This window comes from Thermus hydrothermalis (assembly GCF_022760925.1).
GTDB lineage: Bacteria > Deinococcota > Deinococci > Deinococcales > Thermaceae > Thermus > Thermus hydrothermalis.
On sequence record NZ_JAKTNT010000024.1, the window covers coordinates 1 to 24364 of the forward strand.

The following is a 24364-nucleotide window of genomic DNA, read 5'->3' on the forward strand; positions in this document are numbered from 1 at the left end:
CGGGGCACCTTGTAAGCGGCCAGGTGTTGGCGGCAGAAGGCCTCAATGTCCTTTTCCGTCACCTTGCCCCGGTACTCGGGCTTGAGGACGAGGAAGGCGGCCACGGTTTCCCCGCGGTAGGGGTCGGGGACGCCCACCACGGCGGCCTCCTGGACGGCCTCGTGGGTGTAGAGGACCTCTTCCACCTCGCGGGGGTAGATGTTGTAGCCGCCGGCGATGATCATGTCCTTTTTGCGGTCCACGATGTAGAAGTAGCCGTCCTCGTCCATGCGGGCCATGTCGCCGGTGTAGAGCCAGCCGTCCTTGAGGGCCTTTTGGGTTTCCTCGGGGCGGTTCCAGTAGCCTTTCATGACGTTGGGGCCCTTGACGATGAGCTCCCCCACCTCGCCCAAGGGCACTTCCTTCCCCTCCTCGTCCACCACCTTGGCCTCCACCCCGGGGAAGGGAAGGCCCACGCTCCCGAGCTTTCTTGGGCCGTGGAGGGGGTTGCAGTGGGTGACGGGGCTTGCCTCGGTCAGCCCGTACCCCTCCACCAGCTTGGCCCCGGTGAGGGCCTCAAACCGCTCCGCCACCTCGAGGGGCAGGGGGGCGGAGCCGGAGATGCAGGCCCGGACGCTCCTTAGGTTGCGCTTCTCAATCCCGGGGAAGTTGTTGAAGGCCACGTACAGGGTGGGCACCCCGGGGAAGAGGGTGACCCCGTGCTTCTCAATGGCCTCCACGATGGGCCCGATCTCGGGGCGGGGAAGGAGGACCAGTTTGGCCGCCCCCAGGAGGGCCAGGTTCATGGCCACGGTCATGCCGTAGACGTGGAAGAAGGGGATGGCTCCCAGAACCACCTCTCCCCCCTCCCGGAAGTCGGGGATCCATGACCGCACCTGCAGGGCGTTGGAGGAGAGGTTGCGGTGGGTGAGCATGGCCCCCTTGGCCACCCCGGTGGTGCCCCCGGTGTACTGCAAAAGGGCCAGGTCGTCCAGGCTCAGGGGCACGGGGCTAGGGGTGCCGGGCTTGAGGAAGCGCCGCCAGGGGATGCCCTCGAGGGTCTTGGGCCACTGCCCCTTGCGCTTGAGCATGAGGGGGTAGAGGAGGTTCTTGGGGAAGGGAAGGTAGTCCTGGATGCCCGTGCGCACCAGGATGCGCACGGGGACTTCCTCCTTCACCTCTTGGTAGCGGGGAAGGAGCTGGTCCAGGATGACCAGGGCCTTGGCCCCCGAGTCCCGAAGCTGGTGGCTTAGCTCCCTAGGCGTGTACATGGGGTTGGTGTTCACCGCCACCCCCCCCGCCAAGAGGGTGCCGAAGAAGGCCACCACGAACTGGGGGGAGTTGGGGAGCATGATGGCTACCCGGTCCCCTGGCTCAAGCCCCGCCTCTTGGAGCCCTTTGGCGAAGGCCTCCACCTGGCGAAAGAGGGCGGCGTAGGTAAGACTTCGCCCCAGGAACTCCAAGGCCACCTTCTTGGGGTAGCGGCGGGCGTTTTCCCGCAGGGCCTCGGTCAGAAGCCGGGGCGTGGGGGCCTCTTTGGGGACCCCGGGATCGTAGTGTGCGTACCAAGGATGCATGGCACCTCCTTGAACCGGGTCAAAGTTTACCGCCCGGCCCTCGCCGGGGCAAGGGGCGTTAGGCCCGGAAGTAGCGGTACGGGGGGCCTTCCCGCCCCACCGCTCCCTCCTTTCGCAGGTACTCCAGGTGGGCGAGGGTTTCGGCGAAGGCGAAGCGGCGCCCGGCGGCGTCCAGGTCCTGGGGGAAGAGGAGGAGGGAGAGCTCCCAGGCGGTTTTGGGGCTTTCCAGGTGCGTGAGGAGGGCTTGGAGGCGCTCCTCGTGGTGGGCGAGAAGCGCTTGTGCCCGCTTTCCGATGTCCCGGATGGGGCCAAAGTGCCCGGCGTAGGCCACCTGGGCGGGGAGCCCGGCCAGGCGCTTCAGGGAGCTTAGGAAGTCCTCGAGGGGGTTTTCCCGGGTGTAGGCCCAAAGGCCCACGTTGGGGGAGACGTGGTCCAAAAGGGCGTCCCCCGCCAGGAGGACCCCTTCCTCCTCCAGGTAAAAGGCCACGTGCCCATCGGCGTGGCCGGGGGTCCAGAGGACCCGAAGCCGCCTCCCCGCCACCTCCAGGACCGCCCCGTCCTCGAGGGCCAGGGGCGCCTTGGGCGGGTGGACCCGTTCGCGGGTCTTGGCCATGGTTTCCCGGATGCCCAAAAGGGCCTCCTCGGGGGTGCCGTGGTCCAGGAAAAGCCGCCAGGAGGCCTCCTCAAAGGCCTCGGGGGTGAGCCAGAAGCGGTGGCCCCGGCCTAGCTCCTCCGCGTGCAGAAAGACCCTCGCCCCTAGGCCCTCAAAGAAGCCCGCAAGCCCATAGTGGTCCGGGTGGTGGTGGGTGAGGAGGACGGTTTTCACGTCCTGGAAACAAAGCCCAAGCTCCGCCAGGTAAAGCTCCAGGCTCCCTTGAGCGGTGCGGGTGGCCAGGGCGGTGTCCACCAGGGCCACCTCTCCCTTTCCCTTCAGGAGGTAGAGGTTCACCGTCTTCAGGGGGTACGGGATGGGGACGGGGAGCAAATAGACCCCGGGCAGGATTTCCCTCATAGGAGGACCCCCAGGAGGAGGAGGGCGGCGAGGAAGGGGTCTTGCTCCTTCAGGTGCCAGGGGAAGCGGAAGCCCCCTTCCCCGTCCCCTTCCACCCCTTGGCCGCCCAGGGCTTCCTTCAGGTGGCCCAAAAGGGCCTCGTCCCCCAAGGGCTCCCCCCCGGGGAGGTAGACCCTAAGCCGGCAGGCGTCCCCGTCCAGGGCCAGGCCCAGGGTGGGGGGCTCTTGGGCCTTGAGGAGGACCTGAAGGGTCTTTAGGTTCTCCGGCTTTGGGTCCGGGTCCACCCCGTAGAAGAGGGGGTGGGGGAGGGGGTGGATTTCCCGGAGTTCGGCCTCGAGGCCCAAACGCTTCCACACCCCGGGCAGGACCCCGCCCCCCGCTCCCCCCATGGCGTCCAGATAGACCACGCCCTTCTTCTTGGGCACCTCTCCGGCGCTTTGCGCCAGGTGCTCCAGGTAGGCCCGCTTCACGTCCAAGGGGACGAAGCTTCCCCGGGTGGCCGGGGGGTCCAGGAAGGGCACCGCTTCCCCGGGAAGGGGCCTCCCGGGGAAAAGGCGGAGCTTGACCCCTTGGAAGCGGGCGGACCTCCGCCCCGCCGTGAGGTAAAGCCCCGCCGCCTCCTGCCTCTCCAGGGCGAAGCCAAAGAGGGGAAGGGGGGAAGGCCCGGAGAGGAGGAAGGCCTCGAGGCCCATTGCCGCAAGCACCCCCGCCGCCTCCTCCGCCATCTCCCGGGCCAGGAAGCGGGCATCGTAGCCCACCACCACCCGCCCCATGCCCTCTTCCTTCAGGCGCTCGCCAAACCCCGCCGCCAGGCGCCCTAAGGCGGCGAAGGTGAAATCCTTGGCCAGCTCGCCGAGGAAGCCTTCTTGGGTGGGACGAAGCTCCATGTTCCCAAGTCTACCCCGTGGTAGACTCCACCCCGTGGACGAGGCCCTCCTCTCCTCCCTTAACGAGGCCCAGCGCCAGGCGGTCCTCCACTTCCAAGGCCCCGCCTTGGTGGTGGCGGGGGCGGGTAGCGGCAAGACCCGCACCGTGGTCCACCGGGTGGCCTACCTCATCGCCCACCGGGGGGTCTTCCCCACGGAGATCCTGGCGGTGACCTTCACCAACAAGGCGGCGGAGGAAATGCGGGAGCGGCTTAAGGGCATGGTGAAGGGGGCGGGGGAGGTCTGGGTTTCCACCTTCCACGCCGCCGCTTTGCGCATCCTCCGCGTCTACGGGGAGCGGGTGGGCCTAAAACCCGGCTTCGTGGTCTACGACGAGGACGACCAGACGGCCCTCCTCAAGGAGGTCCTGAAGGAGCTTGGCCTCTCCGCCAAGCCGGGGCCCATCAAGGCCCTCTTGGACCGGGCCAAGAACCGAGGGGAGGCCCCGGAGGCCCTCCTTTCCGAGCTTCCCGAGTACTACGCCGGGCTTTCCCGGGGGAAGCTAAAAGACGTCCTTCTCCGCTACCAGGAGGCCCTTAAGGCCCAAGGGGCCTTGGACTTTGGGGACATCCTCCTTTACGCCCAGAGGCTTTTGGAGGAGGACCAAGAGGTGCTCAAGCGGGTGCGGAAGAGGGCCCTTTTTATCCACGTGGACGAGTACCAGGACACGAACCCGGTGCAGTACCGCTTCACCAAGCTCCTGGCCGGGGAGGAGGCCAACCTCATGGCGGTGGGGGACCCGGACCAGGGCATCTACTCCTTCCGGGCGGCGGACATCAAGAATATCCTCCAGTTCACGGAGGACTTCCCGGGGGCCAAGGTGTACCGCCTGGAGGAGAACTACCGCTCCACGGAGGCCATCCTGCGCTTCGCCAACGCCGTCATCGTCAAGAACGCCCTGCGCCTGGAGAAGACCCTAAGGCCGGTGAAGCGGGGCGGGGAGCCCGTGCGGCTTTTCCGCGCCCAGGACGCCCGGGAGGAGGCCCGCTTCGTGGCCGAGGAGATCCTGCGCCTGGGACCCCCGTTTGACCGCATCGCCGTCCTCTACCGCACCAACGCCCAAAGCCGCCTCCTGGAGCAGGCCCTGGCGAGCCGGGGGGTGGGGGCGCGGGTGGTGGGGGGGGTGGGCTTCTTTGAGCGGGCGGAGGTGAAGGACCTCCTGGCCTACGCCCGCCTGGCCCTCAACCCCTTGGACAGCGTGAGCCTGAAGCGCATCCTGAACACCCCGCCCCGGGGCATCGGCCCCGCCACGGTGGAAAAGGTGGCCCGCCTGGCCCAGGAAAAGGGGCTTCCCCTCTTTGAGGCCCTGAGGGCGGCGGAAGGGGTCTTGGCCCGCCCCGAGCCCGTGCGCCACTTCGTGGCCCTCATGGAGGAGCTCATGGACCTGGCCTTTGGCCCGGCGGAGGCCTTTTTCCGCCACCTCCTCCTCGCCACCGACTACCCCGCCTACCTCAAGGAGGCCTACCCCGAGGACCACGAGGACCGCCTGGAGAACGTGGAGGAGCTTCTTAGGGCGGCCAAGGAGGCGGATAGCCTCATGGAATTCCTGGACAAGGTGGCCCTGACGGCCCGGGCGGAGGAGCCGGGGGAGGCGGAGGGGAAGGTCTCCCTCATGACGCTCCACAACGCCAAGGGCCTGGAGTTCCCCGTGGTCTTCCTGGTGGGGGTGGAGGAGGGGCTTCTGCCCCACCGGAACTCCTTGAACACCTTGGAGGGCTTGGAGGAGGAGCGCCGCCTCTTCTACGTGGGGGTTACCCGGGCCCAGGAAAGGCTTTACCTCTCCTACGCCGAGGAGCGGGAGGTCTATGGCCGCACGGAGGCCTCAAGGCCAAGCCGCTTCCTGGAGGAGGTGGAGGAAAGCCTTTACCAGGTGTACGACCCCTACCGGAACCCCAAGCCCGTCCCGCCCCCCCACCGGCCCAAGCCCGGGGCCTACAAGGGCGGGGAAAAGGTGGTCCACCCCCGGTTTGGGCCCGGGGTGGTGGTGGCGGCCATGGGGGACGAGGTGACGGTGCACTTTGAGGGGGTGGGGCTCAAGCGCCTTTCCCTCAAGTACGCCGACCTGCGCCCCGCCTAGGAGGTAGCCCGTGTGGCCCCCCTACCACAGGACCCGCCCCCTGGCCTTCCTCCACCGGGGGGATGCGGCCTTTTTTGACCCCTTGGTGGCCGAGGTGGTGTCCCTGCGCCTTCCCCTCTTCCCCTACCCCATGGAGGCGGAAAGGCCGTGGGAGCTTTTGCCCTGCCTCCTGCCCCTGGGTTTTGTCGGGATGGTCCTGGCGGAGGGGGTTTCCCCGCCGGAGGGGGTGCGCCTCGAGGCGGAGGCGGAGGAGGCGGGCCTGGTGGACCTGGTGGCGGTGGGGATGGGGGGGCTTTGGGGCCAGTACACGGAAGGGGTGGCCCTGGAGCGCTTGCTCTCCGCCCGCTTCCCGGGGGCCAAGGGGCTTTGGCTCGGCCCCTTGCGCCCTTCCTTGGCCCCTTTCCTCCGCCCCTTGGCCCAGGTTTCCGTGGCCGCCCCAAGCTTCGCCGAAGGGGACGCCTTCCTCGCCCGCCTGCCCCAAAGGGCCCGGGGGCACGTGGCCTTGAGGCGGGAAGAGGTGGAGGCCTTGGCCTTCAGGTCGGACCTCCTCCTTTACGCCGGGGGCGGGCTTCCCCTGGGGCTTCTCCAGCCCTTCCACGCCCTTTTGGCCCTGGTCCCCCTGGAACCCAAGGCTTTTGAGCGGGTCCAGGCGGTCTACGGCCGAGAGGACCTTTGGGCGGAGCGGGTGAAGGCGGTGTTGGCGGGGCTTGGCTACCCTCCCTGATAGGCTAAGGGCATGGCGGGTTGGGTGGACCTGAATGCGGATGCGGGGGAGTCCTACGGGGTCTACACCTACGGGCACGACCGGGAGCTTTTCCCCTTGGTGACCTCGGTGAACCTGGCTTGCGGCTTCCACGGGGGAAGCCCGAACCGCATGCGGGAGGCGGTGGCCCTGGCCAAGGCCCACGGGGTGGCGGTGGGGGCCCACCCCGGCTTTCCCGACCTGGTGGGCTTCGGCCGCCGGGATATGGCCCTAAGCCCCGAAGAGGTCTATGCCGACGTCCTCTACCAGACAGGGGCCCTTTACGCCTTCCTGCGGGCGGAAGGCCTTCCCCTGCACCACGTGAAGCCCCACGGGGCCCTTTACCTCAAGGCCTGCCGGGACCGGGAAACGGCCCGGGCCATCGCCGAGGCGGTGAAGGCCTTTGACCCGGGGCTTCCCCTGGTGGTCCTCCCCGGCACGGTCTACGAGGAGGAGGCGAGGCGGGCGGGGCTTAGGGTGGTCCTCGAGGCCTTCCCCGAGCGGGCTTACCTGAAAAACGGCCAGCTTGCCCCCCGATCCCTCCCCGGTTCCTGGATCACCGACCCTAAGGAGGCGGCCCGCCGGGCGGTGCGCATGGTCCTGGAGGGCAAGGTGGAGGCCCTGGACGGGGGAGAGGTTTCGGTGCGGGCCGACACCCTGTGCATCCACGGGGACAACCCCAACGCCCCCCAGGTGGCGCGGGCGGTGCGGGAGGCCTTGGAGGCGGAGGGCGTGGCGGTGCGGGCCTTTTGAGCGAGGGAATGGAGCTGAAAGCCCCGGCCCTTTGGCCGGGGTCTTTGGCGGAGAGGGCGGGATTCGAACCCGCGAGGCAGGTTTAAGCCCGCCTACACGATTTCCAGTCGTGTCCCTTCAGCCACTCGGGCACCTCTCCAAGTGCCGACCTTGAGTCTACCAAGGCCCATTCCCATCGTCAAGTAATCTTAGGACGTGCGGGTGGTGGTGGCCCACGAGAACCTGGACTTTGACGCCTTGGGCTCCATGGTCCTGGCGGGGAAGCTCTTCCCGGGAAGCGTCCTTGCCCTGGTGGGGGGCCTCGAGGGGCCCCTAAAGGACCTCGCCCCCCTTTTGGAGGACCGGCTGGACCTGGTTTCCGCCGCCGAGATCCCCTTGGACAAGGTGTCCGAGGTGGTCCTGGTGGACAACGCCCGCCCCGAGCGCATCGGCCCCTTTAGGGCCCTGGTGGGGAGGGTGCCCTTCCTCGTCTTTGACCACCACCCCAAGGCTCCCGGGGACGTGCCCGCCGTGGGGGGAAGGGTGGCGGCGGTGGGGGCCACGGTGAGCCTTCTCCTTCCCCTCCTCCTGGAAAGGGGGCTTGGCCTCACCCCCTTGGAGGCCACCTTGGCCTACGCCGGGGTGTGGGAGGACACGGGGGGGTTTAGCTTCCCCTCCACCACCCCCATGGATCTGGAGGCGGGCCGCCTTCTCCTGGAGATGGGGGCGGAGGCTTGGCGGGTGAGGGAGTGGGTCAGGCCCCACCTCTCCGAGGAGGCCCGGAGCGTGCTGAGGGCGCTCTTAAGGAGCGCCCGCGTGTTGGAGCGGGAGGGCTTCCGCCTCCTCCTCGCCGAGGCCAAGGAGGAGGGGTACGTGCCCGCCCTTGCCCCTTTGGCCCACACCCTCTTGGACCTCCACGAGGCGGACGGGGTGCTCCTGGTCCTCCGCCTGGGGCGGGAAACCCTGCTCATCGCCCGGAGCAAGTCCCGGCTGGACGTGGGCCGCTGGCTGGGGGAGGTGGGGGGTGGGGGGCATCCCCGGGCGGCCTTTGCCCGGGTGCGGGGGGTTAAGGGGGCGGTGCGGCGCCTCCTCCAAAGCCTTCCCCGCCACCTGGAGCCCGAGCCCACCCTAGAGGAGGCCATGACGGCCCCCGTGGAAACCCTGGCCCCCACCTCGGTGCGGGAGGCCCTCCGCACCCTGGAGGAAAGGGGCTACGGGGCCATGCCCGTGGTGGTGCCCGAGGGGGAAGGGGTGAGGGTCTTGGGCTTGGCCCGGCGGCGGGACCTGAAGAAGGCGGAGCGGCTGGGCCTTGGGGACCACCCCGTGGAGGGGTTTTTGGCCCGGGCGGTGGTCCTCCCCCCGAGGACGCCCCTTTCCCAGGTGGAGCATCACCTGAAGGAAGGGGGAGGGCGGGTGTTGGTGGGGGAACGGGTGGGGGAAGGGTGGCGGCTTCTTGGCATCTTCACCCGCACGGACCTCTACCGGAGGCGGCCCCTAGGGGAAAAGCCCCTGGGGGAGAGGATTTTGGAGGCCCTTCCCGAGGGGGCGAGGCGGGTCCTGGAGGCCCTAAGGGAGGCCTTTCCCCAGGGCCTTTACCTAGTGGGCGGGGCGGTGCGGGATGCCCTTTTGCTGCGCTCGGGGCCGGATATAGATGTGGTCCTGGAGCCGGGGGTTCGGGTGGAGGCGGTGGCCCGCTTCTTGGTGGAGCGTTTTGGGGGTAGCTTCTCCCTCCACTACGCCTTTGGCACCGGGCGGGTGCGGCTTCCCTTTGGCCTCGTGGTGGACCTGGCGGAAAGCCGGGAGGAGGTTTACCCGTTCCCCGGGGCGCTACCCAAGGTTCGCCCGGCCCCCATCGCCAAGGACCTGGAGCGGCGGGACTACACCGTGAACGCCATGGCCCTCTCCTTGGCCACCCGGGAGCTTTTGGACCCCTACGGGGGGCTAAAGGACCTCGAGGCCCGCCTCCTCCGCCCCCTCCACCCCCTTTCCTTCGTGGAGGACCCAAGCCGCATCGTCCGCGGGGCGCGCCTTGCGGCCCGGCTTTCCTTCCGCTTCGCCGAGGAGGCCCTAAAGGCCCTTCCCCCAGCCCTTCTCCCCGAGGTCTTGAAGACGGCGAGCCAAAGCCGCCTACGGGACGAGCTCCTTCTGACCCTGGAGGAAGACACCTTTTACCAGGCCCTGGCCCTCTTGGAGGGGTTGGGCGCCCTAAGGCCCCTGTACGGCCTAAGCCTCCCTCCAAAGGAGCCCTTCGCCCGGCTCAAGCCCCCTGAGGGGCCCCACCCCGAGCGCCTCCTCATAGAGGCGAGGCTTCTGGTCCTCCTCTTCTTTCAGGAAGACCCCCTGGCCCGGGCCCAGGCCCTTGGGCTTTCCCGGAGGCTTCGGGAGGGGCTTGCCCTCCTCCTGCGGGTTCGGCGGGGGGAGGAGGTGGAGCGGGAAGCCTTGGCCAACGAGCCCTTGCGAAGCGCCTTCCTCGCCCTTTTCCCCGAGCGGGAAGCGTGGCTTTTGGAAAGGCCCAGGACCCTTCGGGGCCGGGACCTCTTGGAGCTTGGCCTGAAACCGGGCCCCAAGGTGGGGGAGATCCTGCGCCGGGTGGCGGAGGCCCGGGCCCGGGGCGAGGTGAAGACCTTTGAGGAGGAGCTGGCCCTGGCCCGTAGACTGATAGGGGATGGGACTCTTTCCGCTCCTTAACGATCCGCCCGTTTTTGTTTTGGCCTTCCTCTTGGGGGCCTTGGGCCTCATGCTCCACAACCTGGCCCAGGCCTGGCTCGCCGACCGCTACGGGGAGGTGGCCCCCAGGCGCTACGGCTTCCTCTCCCTGGACCCCAGGGTCCACCTGGAGCCGTTGGGGCTTGTCCTTCTCGTCCTCCTGGGCTTCGGCTGGCCCCGCTTCGTGCCCACGGGGCTTCCTGGGCGGAAGGGGGCCTTGGTGGCCCTCATGGGGCCCTTGGGCTTCTTTGGGGCCGCCTTCCTCTATGGGCTCCTTTCCCGCTTCCTCCCTTACCCCTTTGGCGAAGGTTTCCTGGTGGGGGAGCGCCTCATGCTCCTCCACGCCGCCATCTACCTCTTCCCCGTGCCCCCCTTGGACGGGGCCAAGGCCCTTTACGCCGTGGGCGGGCCGGAAGCCCGGCGGTTTTTAGACCAGCTCGCCAGCTACGGGCCCTTGGGGTTTATCCTCGTTTTCTTGGTCCTCTCCTACACGGGGGTAACGGGGGCGGTGGTCCAGGGGCTTAGCGGGCTTCTCGGGGGCCTTTACCGGCTACTGGGTTTATGATCGCCCTCTTCCAGCAAGATCCCCTGGCCTTCTTGCTAGCCTTCGCCGCCTTGCTCTTTAGCCTTTCCCTCCACGAGTGGGGGCACGCCTACGCCGCCTTCCGCTTTGGGGACGATACCGCCAGGCGCTTGGGCCGCCTCAGCCTGAACCCCCTAAAGCACCTGGACCCCTTGGGTACGGCGCTCCTCTTTCTGGTGGGTTTTGGCTGGGCGAAGCCTGTGCCCGTCAACCCCTTAGCCTTCCGCACCTACCGGCTTGGCCTTTTCGCCGTTTCCGTGGCGGGGATTGTCCTGAACCTCCTCCTCGCCGTTCTCTTCGCCCTCTTGGTGCGGGGGCTTTATGCCGTGGACCCTTGGGCCGTGGCCCTGGCCTTCCGGGGGGAGGGGGGTGGGGCGGTGGGGGTGTTGGCGGTGGCCTTCTTCTACGCCAGCTCCGTCAACCTGGTCCTGGCGGTCTTCAACCTCCTGCCCATACCGCCCTTGGACGGCTCCAAGATCCTGCAAAGCCTCCTGCCCCTTTCCTGGCACCCCCTCTTTTGGCGGCTGGAGAGCTACGCCTGGCTTTCCTTTCTGCTCCTCCTCACCGTGCTTCGGGGCCCGGTGCAGGAGGTGTTGCGCCTTGCCCGCAGGGTGTTTTTCGGGTTTTTCTTTGGTTAGACTTTTCCCATGCGGACCTTAAGCCTCGTCCTGGTGGTCTTGGCGCTCCTTCTCCTTCTGCCCGCCCTCCTTCCCCTGCTGGGCTGGCTCAACTGGATGGTCCTCCCCTTGGCCCTCCTGGGGGCGGGGCTTGGGGTGCTCTCAGGGGAGGATAGGGCCTGGAAGCTTGGGCTACTGGTGGTGGCGGTTTCCGCCCTGCGCCTCCTCTTGGGCGGGGGCCTCCTCTAGCCAGGCGCGGAGGACCTTTAGGTTCCAGGCGTCCTCCTCTGGGCTTCTTGGGGTTTCCAGGACGAAAAGGCGGCCTTCTAGCCTGGGGTCCAGGAAAACCCCTTGGAGCCCTTCGCCGATTTTCCCCTGGAGGAGGTGGGCGTGGTGGTCTATGCGGCTTCCCAACTCCCCCACGGAGTCGTTCAGGTGGACCACGAGCACCCGCTCCAGGCCCACCGCCTGGTCCAAGGCGGTGAGGACCCCTGCGGGGTCCCCCTTCACGTCGTACCCGGCGGCGAAGGCGTGGCAAGTGTCCAGGCAGACCCCCATGGGGGTGTCGGCGATGAGCCAGGCGAGGTCTTCAAAGCGCGCCCCCACCTTTTCCCCGCCCCCGGCGGTGTTTTCCAGGAGGAGGGTGGGGCGGTCCTTGACCCCGGCCAGGCGGAGGGCCTTAAGCGCCCCTTCCTTCACCCGCCTGGGGTCCCCGGAGCTGGGGTGGACCACCACGTACTCAATTCCCAGGAGGCGGGCCTTTTCCAGGTCGTCCGCCAGGCTCATCACGCTCTTTTCCCATAGCTCCCCCTCGGCCCCCAGGTTGACCAGGTAGGAGGCGTGGATCACGGCGGGAAGGTCCGCCAACTCCTTGAGGGCCCGGAAGGCCTCCACTTCGCTTGGGGAGAGGGTACGGGTCTTCCAGCTCCTTGGGCTTTTGGCGAAGATCTGGAAGCAGGAAAGGCCCAAGGCCATGGCCTCCTCCACCGCCCCCGCCACACCCTTCTTCCCGGCGATGGAGAGGTGGAACCCGTAGCGCCTCACGGGAGCACCTCCAGCCTTACCCGGGTGGCGGACAGGGCCCCGATGGCCTTGGCGGCGGCATAGGAGAGGTCTATGATGTACCGGCCGCCAAAGGGCCCCCGGTCGTTGATGCGCACCACCACGCTCCGCCCGTTTTTGAGGTTGGTCACCCGCACCCTTGTGCCGAAGGGAAGGGTGGGGTGAGCGGCGGTGAGGGCGTGCATATCGTAGATTTCACCGCTTGCCGTGCGCTTGCCGTGGAAGCCGGGGCCGTACCATACGGCGAGGCCCTCTTGGTAGGGGCGGCCGGCGGGGGTGGTGGCCTCCTTAGGGCTTACCCGGAGCACCTGCCCCGGGTGGATGAGGTCCGAGGAGAGGCCGTTGAGGCGCTTAAGCTCCGCCACGCTTAGGCCGTGGGCCTTGGCGATGCGGAAGAGGGTGTCCCCCTTTTGGACCGTGTAGGTCTGGGCCAGGCTAACCCCGAGAAAGAGGAAGAAGGCCAGGGGGCGCACCTATACCTCCTGCCATCCCCGGGGGAAGCGGGAAAGGAGCTCCATGCCGTCCTCGGTGATGAGGACGAGCTCCTCAATCCGCACCCCACCCAGCCCCGGGAGGTAGACCCCGGGCTCCACCGTGACCACCATGCCGGGCTCCAGAACGTCCTCGGTATACGGGGAGAGGCTAGGCCCCTCGTGCACGGCAAGCCCCACCCCGTGCCCCAGGGAGTGGACGAAGTAGCGGTCCAGGCCGTACCGCCCAAGCTCCTCCCGGGCGAGGGCGTCCACCTCCTTGCCGGTGCGGCCGGGTTTTAGGGCCTCGAGGGCCCTTTCCAAGGCAGAAAGCACCGCCTGGAAGGCGGTCTTTAGCTCCCCCTCCACCTTCCCCAGGGCGAAGGTGCGGGTCATGTCCGAGTGGTACCCCGCCAGCTTGGCCCCGAGGTCCAAGGTGACGAGCTCGCCCGCCCTCAAGGGCTTTTCCGAGGCCCCAGCGTGGGGAAGCGCCCCCCGCACCCCCGAGGCCACGATGGGGGGGAAGGCCACGCCCTCCGCTCCCCGCCGCCTTAGGAAAAACTCTAGCTCCAAGGCCACCTCCCGCTCCTCCACCCCTGGCCTCAAGAGGGAGAGGGCGTGGGCCAAGGCCTCTTCCGCCAAGGCTTGGGCCTTCCGGATGGCCGCCACCTCCTCGGGGGTTTTCTTGAGGCGGAGGCGCTCCACCACCCCCTTGGTGGGCACCCATTCCGCCGGGGAGAGTTCCCGGAGGCGCTCCAGGGCAGCGTAGGGGAGGTGTTCCGCCTCAAAGCCCACCCGGCCCCTTAGGCCCTGAAAAAGCGCCTCCTTTTCCTCCCGCCGAAGAACCTTGGCGGGGATGCGGCTTTCCCGTCCCGCCTCGGGGTAGCGGGGGTCGGTGAGGAGGAAGGCCCCTTCCTCGGCGATGAGGACCTGGGCGTCTTCCGGGTGGGGGAAGCCCGAGAGGTAGCGGACGTTCTCCGGGCGGGTGACGTAGAGGGCGTCAAGCCCTAGGGGCTCTAGGAGGTTCCTGAGGTCCTGCACGGGGGTACTATACCATCACTCCCCCAAGCGCACGCCCTCGTACAGGGCGGCCACCTCGAGGGTCACCGGGGGGCAGGAAAGGGTGAGGGCGTCCCCCGGTCCCAGGGCCAGGTAACGGAAACCCCCTCCCTCGCGTAAGTAGGCCTCCAGGGCCACCCGTTCCGTGTGGACCAAGAGGTAGGCGGTTAGGCTCTGAAGGCGAAGGTAGTGCCAAAGCTTTTGCCCTCGGTCCAGCGCCTCCGTACTGGGCGAAAGGATTTCCACCAGGAGGCAAGGGGCTTCCTCGTAGAGGGGGGAGGAGGAGGGAGCGCAGACCACCATGAGGTCGGGGTAGAAGACGGTGTCCTCGGCGACCTTTAGCCTGCGGTCCGCTGCGCAAGCCTCGCACCCCTGGGCCAGGGCGGACGGGGCGAGCCGGAGGAGGAGGCGGGTGAGGAGTTGGTTGTGGGCCCGCCCGGCCCCGGCCATGGCCCAGAGGGAGCCTTCCACCAGATGGTGGCGCCAAGGACTTGCCTCTTCCAAGCGGAGGTAGGCCTCGAGGTCCAGCCCTTTGCGGGCGGGCCCGCCCATGGCCTCAGTTTACCCGCTCCAGGCTAAAGCGCGCCCTGCCCTCCTCGTCCGCCACCTCCGTGGTGTACCCGGGGAAAAGCCCCTCGCCGAACGCCCGGGCCAGGACCTCCTCGGCGATCCAGGCCCCGTGGCGCCTTAGAGCCTCTTGGTAGGGGCCTTCCGCCTCGTAGCCCACGCGGATGCGGTCGGAAACCTTTAGGCCCATTTCCTTGCGGGCCTGTTGCAGGTGGCGGATGAGGTCGCGGGCGAGGCCTTCCAGGCGAAGCGCCTCCGTCACCTCCACCCTAAGGGCCGCCACGTACCCCTCCTTTTCCAGGGCCTCGTACCCCTCGGGGGCCTGGGCCTCTAGGAGCACCTCCTCGGGCAGGAGGGTGAGGGTTTCGCCCTCCACCTCGAGGGGGATGGCCGCGCCCTTTAGGGCCAGGGCCGCCACCCGCTCTCCCTCCCGCTCCAGGGCTTCCCGGATCTTGGGGACAAGCCTGCCGTACTTGGGGCCCAGGGCCTTCAGGTTCGGGAGGACGCGGTAGGTGAGGACCTCCTCTCCCGGCTCCAGCACCCGCACCTCCTTGACGTTGAGCTCCTCGGCGATTTCCTCGGCGAAGTGCTTAAGGCCTTCCCGCTCCAAGGGGGTGGGGGCGGTGACGAGGAGGAGGGGAAGGGGAATGCGGGTCTTCACCCCGCTTCTCGCCCGGGCCGAGCGGGCAAGCTCCACCACCCGGATCACCGCCCGCATCTTGGCCACGAGCTCCCGGTCCCAAAGGGCCTCCTCCACCGGGGGCCAGTCCGTGAGGTGGACGCTCTCTTCCGCCCTCGGGTCCACGCTCCGGGCCAGGTTCTGCCAGAGCACCTCGGCGAGGTAAGGGGTGAAGGGGGCGGAGAGTTTGGCCACGGTGAGGAGGGCCTCGTAGAGGGTAGCGTAGGCCGCTTCCCGGTCCAGGGCGTCCTCGTTTTTCCAGAAGCGGCGCCGGTTCCGGCGCACGTACCACTGGGAGAGGTCCTCCACCACGAAGTCCCGGATGGCCCGGCTCGAGGTGGTGGGGTCGTAGGCCTCGAGGGCCTCCGTCACCCGGTGCTTGAGCTCTTGGAGCCGGGCCAAGAGCCAGCGGTCCATCTCGGGGCGGGCCGCGGGCGGGGGCGGGTTTCTGAGGTCCGGGCGGTCCAGGTTGGCGTAGGTGACGAAGAAGCTATACACGTTCCAAAGGGTGAGGAAGTAGTCCCGCACCGTTTCCCGCACCAGGTTGGGGCCGAAGCGCCGGTCGGCCTCGGGCGGGGCGGAAACGTAGATGTACCACCTGAGGGCGTCGGCCCCGAACTCCCTCAGGATGTCCCAGGGGTCCACCACGTTCCCCTTGGACTTGGACATCTTTTGCCCCTTCTCGTCCAGGATGAGGCCGTGGCAGATCACGTTCTTAAAGGCGATGGAGCCGAAGAGCATGACCCCGAGTTGGTGGAGGGAGTTGAACCAGCCCCTTGTCTGGTCAATGCCCTCGGAGATGAAGTCGGCGGGGAAGCTTTCCCGAAACTCCTCCTGGCCCTCAAAGGGGTAGTGCAAGGAGGCGAAGGGCATGGCCCCGGAGTCGTACCAGACGTCAATCACATAGGGCACCCGCCGCATGGTCCCCCCGCAGGCGCACCTGAGCTCCACCCGGTCCACGTGGGGCCGGTGGGGGTCAAAGGGCTCGGGAAGGGGGGTTGTGGCCCTCTCTCTGAGCTCCTGGAAGCTCCCGATGGCCTCCTCCTTGCCGCAGGTCTGGCAGACCCAGATGGGCAGGGGCGTCCCCCAGTAGCGGTTGCGGCTTAGGGCCCAGTCCACCAGGTTCCTGAGCCACTCCCCGTACCGCCCCTCCTTGATGTGGGGGGGCACCCAGTGGATCTCCTGGTTTTTCTTGAGGAGCTCCTCCTTGAAGAGGGTGTTGCGGATAAACCAGGTTTCCGTGGCGTAGTACATGAGGGGGGTGGAGCAGCGCCAGCAGTGGGGGTAGTTGTGCAGGTAGGGCTCCTCCTTAAAGAGGAGGCCCCGCCCCTTTAGGTCCTTGAGGATGGCCCGGTTGGCCTCGCGGAAGAAGAGGCCTTGGAAGGGCTCCACGAGAAGCCTCCCCTCCTCGTCCACGGTCTTGAGGAGGGGGAGGCCGTAGGCCCTGGCCGTTTCCAGGTCCTCGGCGCCGAAGGCGGGGGCTTGGTGAACGATGCCCGTGCCGTCCTCCCGGCTCACGTACTCCGCCAGGACCACGAAGTAGCCCTTGTCCAGCCCTTGGGGGTAAGGGGGGGTGTAGGCCAGGCCCTCCAGCTCCTTGCCCAAAAAGGTCTTGAGGACGGGGGCTTCCTCCCCGAGGAGCTTCCGGCCCAGGCCTTCTTCCAAAATAAGGACCTCCTCCCCCACCTGGAAGGCGGCGTAGGTGAACTGGGGGTGGACCGCCGCCGCCACGTTCCCGGGCAGGGTCCAGGGGGTGGTGGTCCAGACGAGGAGGCTTCCTTGGGAGAGGCCAAGCCGGGCGGGCTCCTTCAGGGGCAGGCGCACGTAGACGGAGGGGTCTTGGATCTCCTTGTAGCCCAGGGCCACCTCGTGGGAGGAGAGGGGGGTGCCGCAGCGGGGGCAGTAGGGCACCACCTTGTGGTCCCGGTAGAGGAGGCCCCGGTCAAAGAGGTTTTTTAAGCTCCACCAGATGCTCTCAATGTAGGTGGGTTGGAGGGTGGCGTAGGCGTTCTTCAGGTCCACCCAGTAGGCGATGCGCTCGGTGAAGGCCTCCCACTCCTTCTCGTAGGTGAAGACGGACTCCCGGCAGGCCTGGTTGAAGCGTTCAATGCCGTAGGCCTCAATCTCCCGCTTGCTTTTGAGGCCCAGCTTCTTCTCCACCTCCAGCTCCACGGGAAGCCCGTGGGTGTCCCAGCCCGCCCGGCGGGGCACGTAGTAGCCCCGCATGGTCTTGTAGCGGGGGAAGAGGTCCTTGTAGCTCCGGGCCTGGGCGTGGCCCACGTGGGGCATGCCGTTGGCGGTGGGGGGGCCTTCGTAAACGGTGTAGCGGGGGCCCCCTTTGCGTTTTTCCACGCTCTTCTCAAAGATCTTCTCCCGCTTCCAGAAGGCCAAAATCTCCTCTTCCAGCGCCGGAAAGTTGGGTTCGCCCACTTCCTTGAACATGCCCACCTCCTAAAAAGACGCCCGCGCCGTAAGGCGCGGACGAAAGCGCTAAGGCTTCCGCGGTACCACCGCGCTTCCTGAGGAAACCCTCAGGCCCTCGTTTGGGCGCTATCACGGGCGCCACCCGGCGGGCATTACTCGGGGCGTGCCCTTTCCTCCCGCGGCTCCGGGGTGATCTTCCCACCTTCCCGCACCACCGGGCTCCCACCGTCCCCGGCTCGCTTGGGGCTATTGGGAAGGGGTACTCTCCCCATCCTCGCCTTTACAACCTCTGCCCCCTGGGGTAAAATCCCCCACTGGCGGCTAAGGCCATGCTAGCAGCCTTTCCCCTCCCTTGACAACGCCCCGCAGAGGTCTGCTAGACTCAGGCTAAGCCGGTTCGTTTCCCGCACACAAGGAGTGCGCCATGGAGCTTTACCTAGACACCGCCAATCTGGAGGAGATACGGGAGATTGCCGCTTGGGGGGTCCTCGCAGGGGTCACCACCAACCCCACCCTGGTGGCCAAGGAGTTCGCCGCCCGGGGAGAGCGCCTGAGCGAGGAAGGCTTAGTCCAGCACCTTCGCGCCGTGGCCGAGGCGGCAGGGGGCCCGGTATCCGCCGAGGTGACGGCCCTGGAGGCGGAGGCCATGGTGGCGGAGGGTAGGCGCCTAGCCGCCATCCACCCCAACATCGTGGTGAAGCTACCCACCACCGAGGAGGGCCTTAAGGCCTGCAAGCGGCTTTCCGCCGAGGGCATACGGGTGAACATGACCCTCATCTTCTCCGCCAACCAGGCCCTTTTGGCGGCGCGGGCCGGGGCGGCGTACGTGAGCCCCTTCCTTGGCCGGGTGGACGATATCTCCTGGGACGGGGGGGAGCTGCTGCGGGAGATCGTGGAGATGGTCCAGGTGCAGGACCTTTCCGTGAAGGTCATCGCCGCCTCCATCCGCCACCCCCGGCACGTGACGGAGGCCGCCCTGCTCGGGGCGGACATCGCCACCATGCCCCACGCCGTTTTCAAGCAACTCTTGAAGCACCCCCTCACGGAGATCGGCCTCAAGCGCTTTATGGAGGACTGGGAGAAGGTTAAGCCATGAGGAGAAAAGCGGAAACCCCCGAAACCCCCCTAACCTACCAGGAGCTTTCCAGCAAGATCCTGCCGGAACTCCACCTTTTGGCCCAGGAGGCGGGGATTGAGAACTACAAGCGGATGAAGAAGGACCAGCTCATCATGGCCCTCTTGGAGCGGCAGACGCAAGGGGAGGGCCTGCAGCTGGTCAAGGGCTACCTGGAGATTAGCCCCGACGGCTACGGTTTCCTTACGGAAAACCTTTACAACCTCGAGTCCCGGGTGGCCATCGTTTCCGCCGGACTCATCCGTCAGTACGCCCTAAGGAGCGGGGACTACATCGTGGGCCGGGTGCGCCCGCCCCGGGAGAACGAGCGCTACGGCACCCTCCTCAAGGTGGAGGCGGTGAACGACCTAGATCCCGAGGCCGCCAAAAACCGCCCCCGCTTTGACGAGCTGATCCCCCAGTTCCCCGACCGGCAGATCAAGCTGGAAACCACCCCGGACGAGCTCTCCACCCGGGTCATTGACCTCCTCGCCCCCATCGGCCGGGGGCAGCGGGGCCTCATCGTGGCCCCTCCCAAGGCGGGGAAGACCACCCTCCTCAAGAAGATCGCCAACGCCGTCCTCAAGAACGAGCCCGACATCAAGGTCATCGTCCTCCTCATTGACGAGCGGCCGGAGGAGGTGACGGACTTCCGGGAGAGCGTCCAAGGGGCCGAGGTCATCGCCAGCACCTTTGACGAGCCCCCCCAGAACCACATCCGCGTGGCGGAGTTCGTCCACGAGCGGGCCAAGCGCATCGTGGAGGAAGGGGGGCACGTGATGATCCTCCTGGACTCCATCACCCGCCTGGCCCGGGCCAACAACCTGGTGACCCCGCCCACGGGGCGCACGCTCTCGGGCGGTTTGGACTCCGCTGCCCTTTACTTCCCCAAGCGCTTCCTGGGGGCGGCGCGGAACATCCGGGGTGGGGGAAGCCTGACCATCCTGGCCACCGCCCTGGTGGAAACGGGAAGCCGCATGGACGACGTGATCTTTGAGGAGTTCAAGGGCACGGGCAACATGGAGCTCCACCTTTCCCGCCGCCTCGAGGAGCGCCGCATCTTCCCGGCCATTGACATCCTGAAGTCGGGGACGCGGCGGGAGGAGCTCCTTTTGGGCGAGGAGGTGGTGCACAAGATGTGGCTTCTCCGCAAGGTCTTGGCGGACATGGACCCGGCCGAGGCCATGGAGATGCTCCTCGCCCGCCTTGGGCGCACCAAGAGCAACAAGGAGTTCTTGGCCTCCTTGGCGGCCCGCTAGGCGGTTTTCCCCTAGGGGGGCGGGTTTCCCGCCCCCTAGATTTTTGCCCCTTGCGCTTTGGGGGGTGGGGGTTGGTATAATCCCCGCCGAGGTTGGGGTTCCTTTAGGAGGTGAACATTGCGGGTATGGGTAGTATGGTGCTTTCTTGCGGTTCCTGCCTTGGCGTTTTCGTATGTGAAGCCCCTTAGCCCCATTCCCCTGCCGGAGGCCCAGGTGGAGGTGGGGCCGTCCGTGCGCAAAGCGTGGGTGGTGTACACGGTGAAGCCGGGGGATACCCTGGCGGGGCTTGCCTCTCGCTACGGGGTGGACCCCCGGCACATCATGTGGTCTAGCGGGCTTAAGGACCATCGGCTCCAGGTGGGGCAGAGGCTCCTCATCCCCTTGGTGGGGGAGGAGGAAAGGCCTCCCAGGGTGCCACCGGGGGTGGAGGTCTACCGGGTGCGCCCGGGGGACACCCTTCAGGGCATCGCCAGCCGCTTTGGCGTGAGCGTCCTGGACCTGGTTTCCGCCAACCCCTCCTTGGAAAGCCTGGACCGGTTGGTGGCCGGGAGCACGCTTTACGTACCCAAGCGAGCTAAGGGGCTTCTTCTCACCCTGGGCGAGGGGCAGACCCTGGTGGACCTGGCGGCGCGCTTTGGGCTTTCCCCGGTCCAGGTGGCCAAGGCCAACGGGGTGGAGAACCCGGCGGAGCTTAGGCCAGGCGACCTGGTCCTCCTGCCCGGCATCCAGGCCAAAACCACCTATCAAAACCTCCTGGCCAAGCAGGAAGCGGAGCGAAAGGCCCGCCTCGAGGCGGAAAGGCGCCGCCAGGAGGAGCTAAGGCGCCTGGCGGAGGAAAGGCGCAGGCAACAGGCGCTAGCCCAAACCCAGGCGAGGCGCCAGGCCCAGGCGGCGAGGCCCCAGGTGCGCCGGGTGAGCTACCAGGAGGGCGGGATGCGTTGGCCCCTCTCCGGCTTCCGCATCACCACCTACTTCGGCCAGCGGGGGGCCTTCCAGCGCTACCACACCGGCATAGACCTGGCGGCCCCTTACGGCACCCCCATCGTGGCGGCCAAAAGCGGCCAGGTGGAGGTGGCGGGGTGGAGCTCGGTGGGCTACGGCTTCCACGTGGTCTTGGACCACGGGGGCGGGGTGGAAACCCTCTATGCCCACATGTCCCGCATCGCCGTGCGCCCCGGGCAGTGGGTGGAGGCGGGGGAGGTGATCGGCTACGTGGGCTCCACGGGCTGGTCCACCGGGCCCCACCTGCACTTTGAGGTGCGGGTGGGCGGGGTCGCCCGTAACCCCTTGAGCTACCTCCCCTAAGGGAGGGGAAAGGGCCTGGGGGATGGGTCCCCCGGGCTTTGTGCTTTTGGCCGCTTGACCCCACGGGCGGTAAGCTTGAGGATGGAGGGCGGGATGGAGAAGGGAACCTTCCAGATCAAGACGGGCTTCGCCGAGATGTTCAAGGGTGGGGTGATCATGGACGTGACCACCCCGGAGCAGGCGGTGATCGCCGAGGAGGCGGGGGCGGTGGCGGTGATGGCCCTGGAGCGGGTTCCCGCCGATATCCGCGCCCAAGGGGGCGTGGCCCGCATGTCCGACCCCAAGATCATCAAGGAGATCATGGCCGCCGTGTCCATCCCCGTGATGGCCAAGGTGCGCATCGGGCACTTCGTGGAGGCTATGATTCTCGAGGCCATCGGGGTGGACTTCATTGACGAGTCCGAGGTCCTCACCCCCGCCGACGAGGAGCACCACATTGACAAGTGGAAGTTCAAGGTGCCCTTCGTGAACGGGGCCCGGGACCTGGGGGAGGCGCTTCGCCGCATCGCCGAGGGGGCGGCCATGATCCGCACCAAGGGGGAGGCGGGCACGGGCAACGTGGTGGAGGCGGTGCGCCACGCCCGCACCATGTGGAAGCAGATCCGCCACGTCCAGTCCCTGCGGGAGGACGAACTCGTGGCCTACGCCAAGGAGATCGGGGCGCCCTTGGAGCTCGTGCGCTGGGTGCATGCGCACGGCCGGCTTCCCGTGGTGAACTTCGCCGCGGGCGGCATCGCCACCCCCGCCGACGCCGCGCTCATGATGCACCTGGGGATGGATGGGGTCTTCGTGGGGAGCGGCATCTTCAAGTCCGGGGACCCGAAGAAGCGGGCCCGGGCCATCGTGCGGGCGGTGACCCATTACAACGACCCCGAGGTCCTGGCGGAGGTGAGCGAGGACCTGGGCGAGCCCATGGTGGGCATCAACCTGGACCAGCTCAAGGAGGAGGAGCGCCTGGCCAAGCGGGGGTGGTAGGGTGGCGCAGGCGGTGTGCGGGGTTTACGAGATCCACCCTGAGCGGGTGGAGAAGGCGCGCGCGGCCTTGCCCGAGGAGGCGGTGCTGGGGAAAGCCGCCCTCCTCCTTAAGGCCCTGGCCGATCCCACCCGGATGCGGCTTCTTTTGGCCTTGAAGGCGGCGGAAGAGCTTTGTGTGTGCGATTTGGCCCTTCTTGCCGGGGTTTCCGTTTCTGCGGTGAGCCATCAGCTCAGGCTTCTGCGCCAGGCAAGGCTGGTGGCCTTCCGGAGAGAGGGAAAGCAGGTCTACTACCGCTTGGCGGACGAGCACGTGGAACGGCTTCTTGAGGGGGCTTTGGAGCACGCGGAAGAGAACACTTGACTAGCTACTCAAATGATGCTACCCTGGGAACATGGATGCTCACAGGGTTCGCGTGTTCCGGGTGGAGGGTTTGGACTGCGCCGACTGCGCCTTAAAGGTGGAGAAAGCCCTTTCCGGGGTGCCTGGAGTGGTGCAGGCCCAGGTCAGCTTTGCCAGCGGTAAGGCGTATCTGCACCTCGAGGTTCCCGGGGCGGAGAAGGAGGCGGAAAGGGTGGTTTCCGCCCTGGGCTACCGTTTGAAGCCTGAAGGGGACACGACCAGGGGTGTTTTGGGACCCTGGCGCTGGGCCTTGGCTTCCGGAGGGCTTCTCCTGGCGGCCTTTTTGGCTTCGCTCTTCCTCCCCGGCCTAGCCCCTTGGGGCTATCGGCTGGCGGCCTTGGTGGGGGTTTTCCCCCTGGCTCGTCGTGCGGTGGCTGCGTTCCGGCAAAACCCCTTCAGCATGCAAACCCTGGTTACGCTGGCTACCCTGGGAGCCTTGCTCATCGGGGCGGAGGCCGAGGCGGCGGTGGTGGTCTTCCTCTTCCTCGTGGGGGAGGTGCTGGAGGCTTATAGCGTGGCCCAGGCCCGCAGGTCCCTTTACGCCCTTTCCGAGCTTCTTCCCAGGCGGGCCTACCGCCTGAAGGAGGGTGGGGTGGAGGAGGTGCCCCTTAAGGCCTTGAGGGTGGGGGACCTGGTGAGGGTGCCCCCGGGGGAGCGGGTACCGGCCGACGGGGTGGTGGTGTCTGGACAGGCTTCCGTGGAGGAGGCCGCCTTCACCGGGGAGCCCTTGCCTAGGCCCAAGGGGATAGGGGACCGGGTTTACGGGGGCAGTCTGGTGCAGGAGGGGAGCTTGGTGGTAAAGGTGGAGCGCCTTCCCGAGGAGGGCTTCCTGGCGGAGATGGAACGCCTGGCGGAGGGGGCCTTGCTTAAGAAGAGCCAGGCGGAGCGGGTGGTGGATGCCTTTAGCCGCCGCTACACCCCGGCGGTCCTGGCCCTGGCAGGCTTCGTGGCCCTGGTCCTTCCCCTTTTCCGGGGGGATTTCCTGGGGCATGTCTACAAGGCCTTGGGCCTTCTCCTCATCGCCTGTCCCTGCGCTCTGGTGGTGTCGGTGCCTGCGGCCATCGCCGCAGGGGTGGCCCGGGGAGCCAGGGCGGGGGTGCTCTTTAAGAGCGGGGCGGCCCTGGAGCGCTTGGCTGGGGTTCGCTACGTGGCTTTGGACAAGACGGGAACCCTGACCCTGGGAAAGCCCACGCTGGTGCGGGTGGTTACCTTTGGGGTTTCGACGGAGGAGGCCTTGGCCCTGGCGAAGGGGGTGGCGGAGGGTTCCTCCCACCCCTTAGCCCGGGCGGTGCGGGAGGCTTCGGGCCCCAAGGCCTTGCCCTCGGAGGAGCATCGGGCGGTGCCGGGCCTCGGGGCCTTCGCTCGGGTGGAGGGGAAGGAGGTGGGTTTGGTGCGGCCCGAGGCCTGGGACCTGCCCCCGGAAGTAGAGGCCCAGGTGAAGGCCTTGACGGAGGAAGGCTTCAGCCTTTCCCTCTTGGTTAGGGAGGGGGTTCCCTTGGCCCTCTTGGCCTTCCAGGATACCCCCCGCCTCGAGGCCCGGGAAGTCTTGGCCGAACTGCGCCGACTGGGCCTTAAGCCCCTCCTGCTTACCGGCGACCGGGAGACCTCTGCTTTGGCTTTGGGCACGGCCATAGGGCTTTTTCCTGAGGAAATCCGGGCTGGCCTTTCTCCCGTGGACAAGCTCCGCCTGGTGGAGGAGTTGGCAGGTAGGGGTGGCGTGGCCATGGTGGGGGATGGGGTGAACGACGCCCCAGCCCTGGCCAAGGCCACGGTAGGGCTTGCCGTGGCCGAGGGCACGGAAGCGGCCCTGCAGAGTGCAGACGTGGGGCTTCTGAGCCTTGCCGCCTTGCCCCGGGCCTTCCGGCTAAGCCGCCTGACCCTGGGCGTGGTCCGCCAGAACGTGGCCTTGGCGGTGGGGCTCAAGGGGCTTATCCTCCTCACCACCCTCATGGGTTACACGGGGCTTTGGACCGCAGTGCTGGCGGACAATGGAGCACTCGTGTTGGTGACGGCCAACAGTCTGCGTCTTTTGTGGCGCCGGGTATAGTAACCCAAGTTGCTACCCAGCCATCTTCTGGGTCAGGAGACTGATGTTATGG

Annotated in this window: 21 protein-coding genes and 1 tRNA gene; 13 read left to right on the forward strand and 9 right to left on the reverse strand. The window is 67.5% G+C overall.

Translation table 11 applies throughout. The annotated features are described in order from the left end of the window. From L0C60_RS11915 to L0C60_RS11925, 3 genes are all read right to left on the reverse strand, one after another. Positions 1–1556 (reverse strand): long-chain-fatty-acid--CoA ligase (locus L0C60_RS11915; RefSeq protein WP_243092869.1); only part of this gene is annotated, 1556 nt, incomplete at its 3' end. Between the two features lie 58 nt (positions 1557–1614). Then, on the reverse strand, positions 1615–2568 hold the full coding sequence (locus L0C60_RS11920) for an MBL fold metallo-hydrolase (RefSeq protein ID WP_234504698.1): 954 nt from the start codon (positions 2566–2568) through the stop codon (positions 1615–1617). Continuing rightward, a complete protein-coding gene (locus L0C60_RS11925) occupies positions 2565–3455 on the reverse strand; it encodes a phosphohexomutase domain-containing protein (protein WP_234504701.1) in 891 nt (296 codons plus the stop codon). Before L0C60_RS11925 ends, L0C60_RS11920 begins: the two co-directional genes overlap by 4 nt. Positions 3456–3489: 34 nt before the next feature. On the opposite strand from L0C60_RS11925, the gene L0C60_RS11930 reads away from it, so the two are divergent. Genes L0C60_RS11930 through L0C60_RS11940 form a run of 3 tightly spaced genes read left to right on the forward strand, consistent with a single transcriptional unit; the run spans position 3490 to position 7066 of the window. Next, on the forward strand, positions 3490–5571 hold the full coding sequence (locus L0C60_RS11930) for an ATP-dependent helicase (protein WP_234504704.1): 2082 nt from the start codon (positions 3490–3492) through the stop codon (positions 5569–5571). 10 nt (positions 5572–5581) lie between these two features. Further along, positions 5582–6295, forward strand: coding sequence for a hypothetical protein (locus L0C60_RS11935; protein ID WP_243092870.1), 714 nt, complete (start codon positions 5582–5584; stop codon positions 6293–6295). A gap of 12 nt (positions 6296–6307) precedes the next feature. After that, positions 6308–7066, forward strand: a complete 759-nt coding sequence (locus tag L0C60_RS11940; protein ID WP_234504709.1) for a LamB/YcsF family protein — start codon at positions 6308–6310, stop codon at positions 7064–7066. A gap of 45 nt (positions 7067–7111) precedes the next feature. On the opposite strand, the gene L0C60_RS11945 is transcribed toward L0C60_RS11940, so the two are convergent. Next, positions 7112–7205: transfer RNA gene (locus tag L0C60_RS11945), tRNA-Ser, on the reverse strand. A 56-nt stretch (positions 7206–7261) separates the two neighbouring features. Here L0C60_RS11945 and L0C60_RS11950 point away from each other — a divergent pair. Genes L0C60_RS11950 through L0C60_RS11965 form a run of 4 tightly spaced genes read left to right on the forward strand, consistent with a single transcriptional unit; the run spans position 7262 to position 11200 of the window. Then, positions 7262–9733 (forward strand): CBS domain-containing protein, encoded by a 2472-nt coding sequence (locus tag L0C60_RS11950; protein WP_234504719.1) that lies wholly within the window; start codon positions 7262–7264, stop codon positions 9731–9733. After that, entirely contained in the window at positions 9711–10316 is a 606-nt protein-coding gene (locus L0C60_RS11955; protein WP_234504723.1) for a zinc metalloprotease, read from the forward strand. The genes L0C60_RS11950 and L0C60_RS11955 overlap by 23 nt, the downstream gene beginning before the upstream one ends. After that, entirely contained in the window at positions 10313–10972 is a 660-nt protein-coding gene (locus L0C60_RS11960; protein ID WP_234504724.1) for a site-2 protease family protein, read from the forward strand. The genes L0C60_RS11955 and L0C60_RS11960 overlap by 4 nt, the downstream gene beginning before the upstream one ends. Before the next feature lie 9 nt (positions 10973–10981). Continuing rightward, positions 10982–11200 (forward strand): hypothetical protein, encoded by a 219-nt coding sequence (locus tag L0C60_RS11965; protein ID WP_234504727.1) that lies wholly within the window; start codon positions 10982–10984, stop codon positions 11198–11200. On the opposite strand, the gene nfo is transcribed toward L0C60_RS11965, so the two are convergent. From nfo to ileS, 5 genes are read right to left on the reverse strand one after another with little or no spacing between them, the layout of a single operon-like run. Beyond that, on the reverse strand, positions 11144–11995 hold the full coding sequence (gene nfo, locus L0C60_RS11970; RefSeq protein WP_234504729.1) for an endonuclease IV: 852 nt from the start codon (positions 11993–11995) through the stop codon (positions 11144–11146). The genes L0C60_RS11965 and nfo overlap by 57 nt on opposite strands. After that, positions 11992–12486 (reverse strand): septal ring lytic transglycosylase RlpA family protein, encoded by a 495-nt coding sequence (locus tag L0C60_RS11975; protein WP_234504731.1) that lies wholly within the window; start codon positions 12484–12486, stop codon positions 11992–11994. The genes nfo and L0C60_RS11975 overlap by 4 nt, the downstream gene beginning before the upstream one ends. Further along, complete coding sequence (locus tag L0C60_RS11980; RefSeq protein ID WP_234504733.1) at positions 12487–13524, reverse strand: M24 family metallopeptidase; 1038 nt, start codon at positions 13522–13524, stop codon at positions 12487–12489. A gap of 15 nt (positions 13525–13539) precedes the next feature. After that, the gene (locus tag L0C60_RS11985) at positions 13540–14094 is read right to left on the reverse strand and encodes a Uma2 family endonuclease (RefSeq protein ID WP_234504735.1); all 555 of its coding nucleotides are present in this window, start codon (positions 14092–14094) and stop codon (positions 13540–13542) included. Positions 14095–14098: 4 nt separating this feature from the next. After that, positions 14099–17230, reverse strand: coding sequence for an isoleucine--tRNA ligase (gene ileS / locus L0C60_RS11990; RefSeq protein WP_234504737.1), 3132 nt, complete (start codon positions 17228–17230; stop codon positions 14099–14101). A gap of 406 nt (positions 17231–17636) precedes the next feature. On the opposite strand from ileS, the gene fsa reads away from it, so the two are divergent. The 6 genes from fsa (at position 17637) to L0C60_RS12020 (ending at position 24312) form a co-directional block, all read left to right on the forward strand. Then, on the forward strand, positions 17637–18308 hold the full coding sequence (gene fsa / locus L0C60_RS11995; RefSeq protein WP_234504740.1) for a fructose-6-phosphate aldolase: 672 nt from the start codon (positions 17637–17639) through the stop codon (positions 18306–18308). Further along, positions 18305–19585 carry a transcription termination factor Rho gene (gene rho, locus L0C60_RS12000; protein ID WP_234504743.1) on the forward strand — a complete coding sequence of 427 codons (1281 nt, stop codon included), beginning with the start codon at positions 18305–18307 and terminating at the stop codon, positions 19583–19585. Before fsa ends, rho begins: the two co-directional genes overlap by 4 nt. 174 nt (positions 19586–19759) lie before the next feature. Next, a complete protein-coding gene (locus tag L0C60_RS12005; RefSeq protein WP_243092871.1) occupies positions 19760–20890 on the forward strand; it encodes a M23 family metallopeptidase in 1131 nt (376 codons plus the stop codon). Positions 20891–20983: 93 nt separating this feature from the next. Further along, complete coding sequence (pdxS, locus tag L0C60_RS12010) at positions 20984–21865, forward strand: pyridoxal 5'-phosphate synthase lyase subunit PdxS (RefSeq protein ID WP_234504749.1); 882 nt, start codon at positions 20984–20986, stop codon at positions 21863–21865. Position 21866: 1 nt separating this feature from the next. Then, entirely contained in the window at positions 21867–22226 is a 360-nt protein-coding gene (locus tag L0C60_RS12015; RefSeq protein ID WP_326491122.1) for an ArsR/SmtB family transcription factor, read from the forward strand. A gap of 31 nt (positions 22227–22257) precedes the next feature. Then, complete coding sequence (locus L0C60_RS12020) at positions 22258–24312, forward strand: heavy metal translocating P-type ATPase (RefSeq protein ID WP_234504750.1); 2055 nt, start codon at positions 22258–22260, stop codon at positions 24310–24312. The last annotated feature ends 52 nt before the right edge of the window (positions 24313–24364 follow it).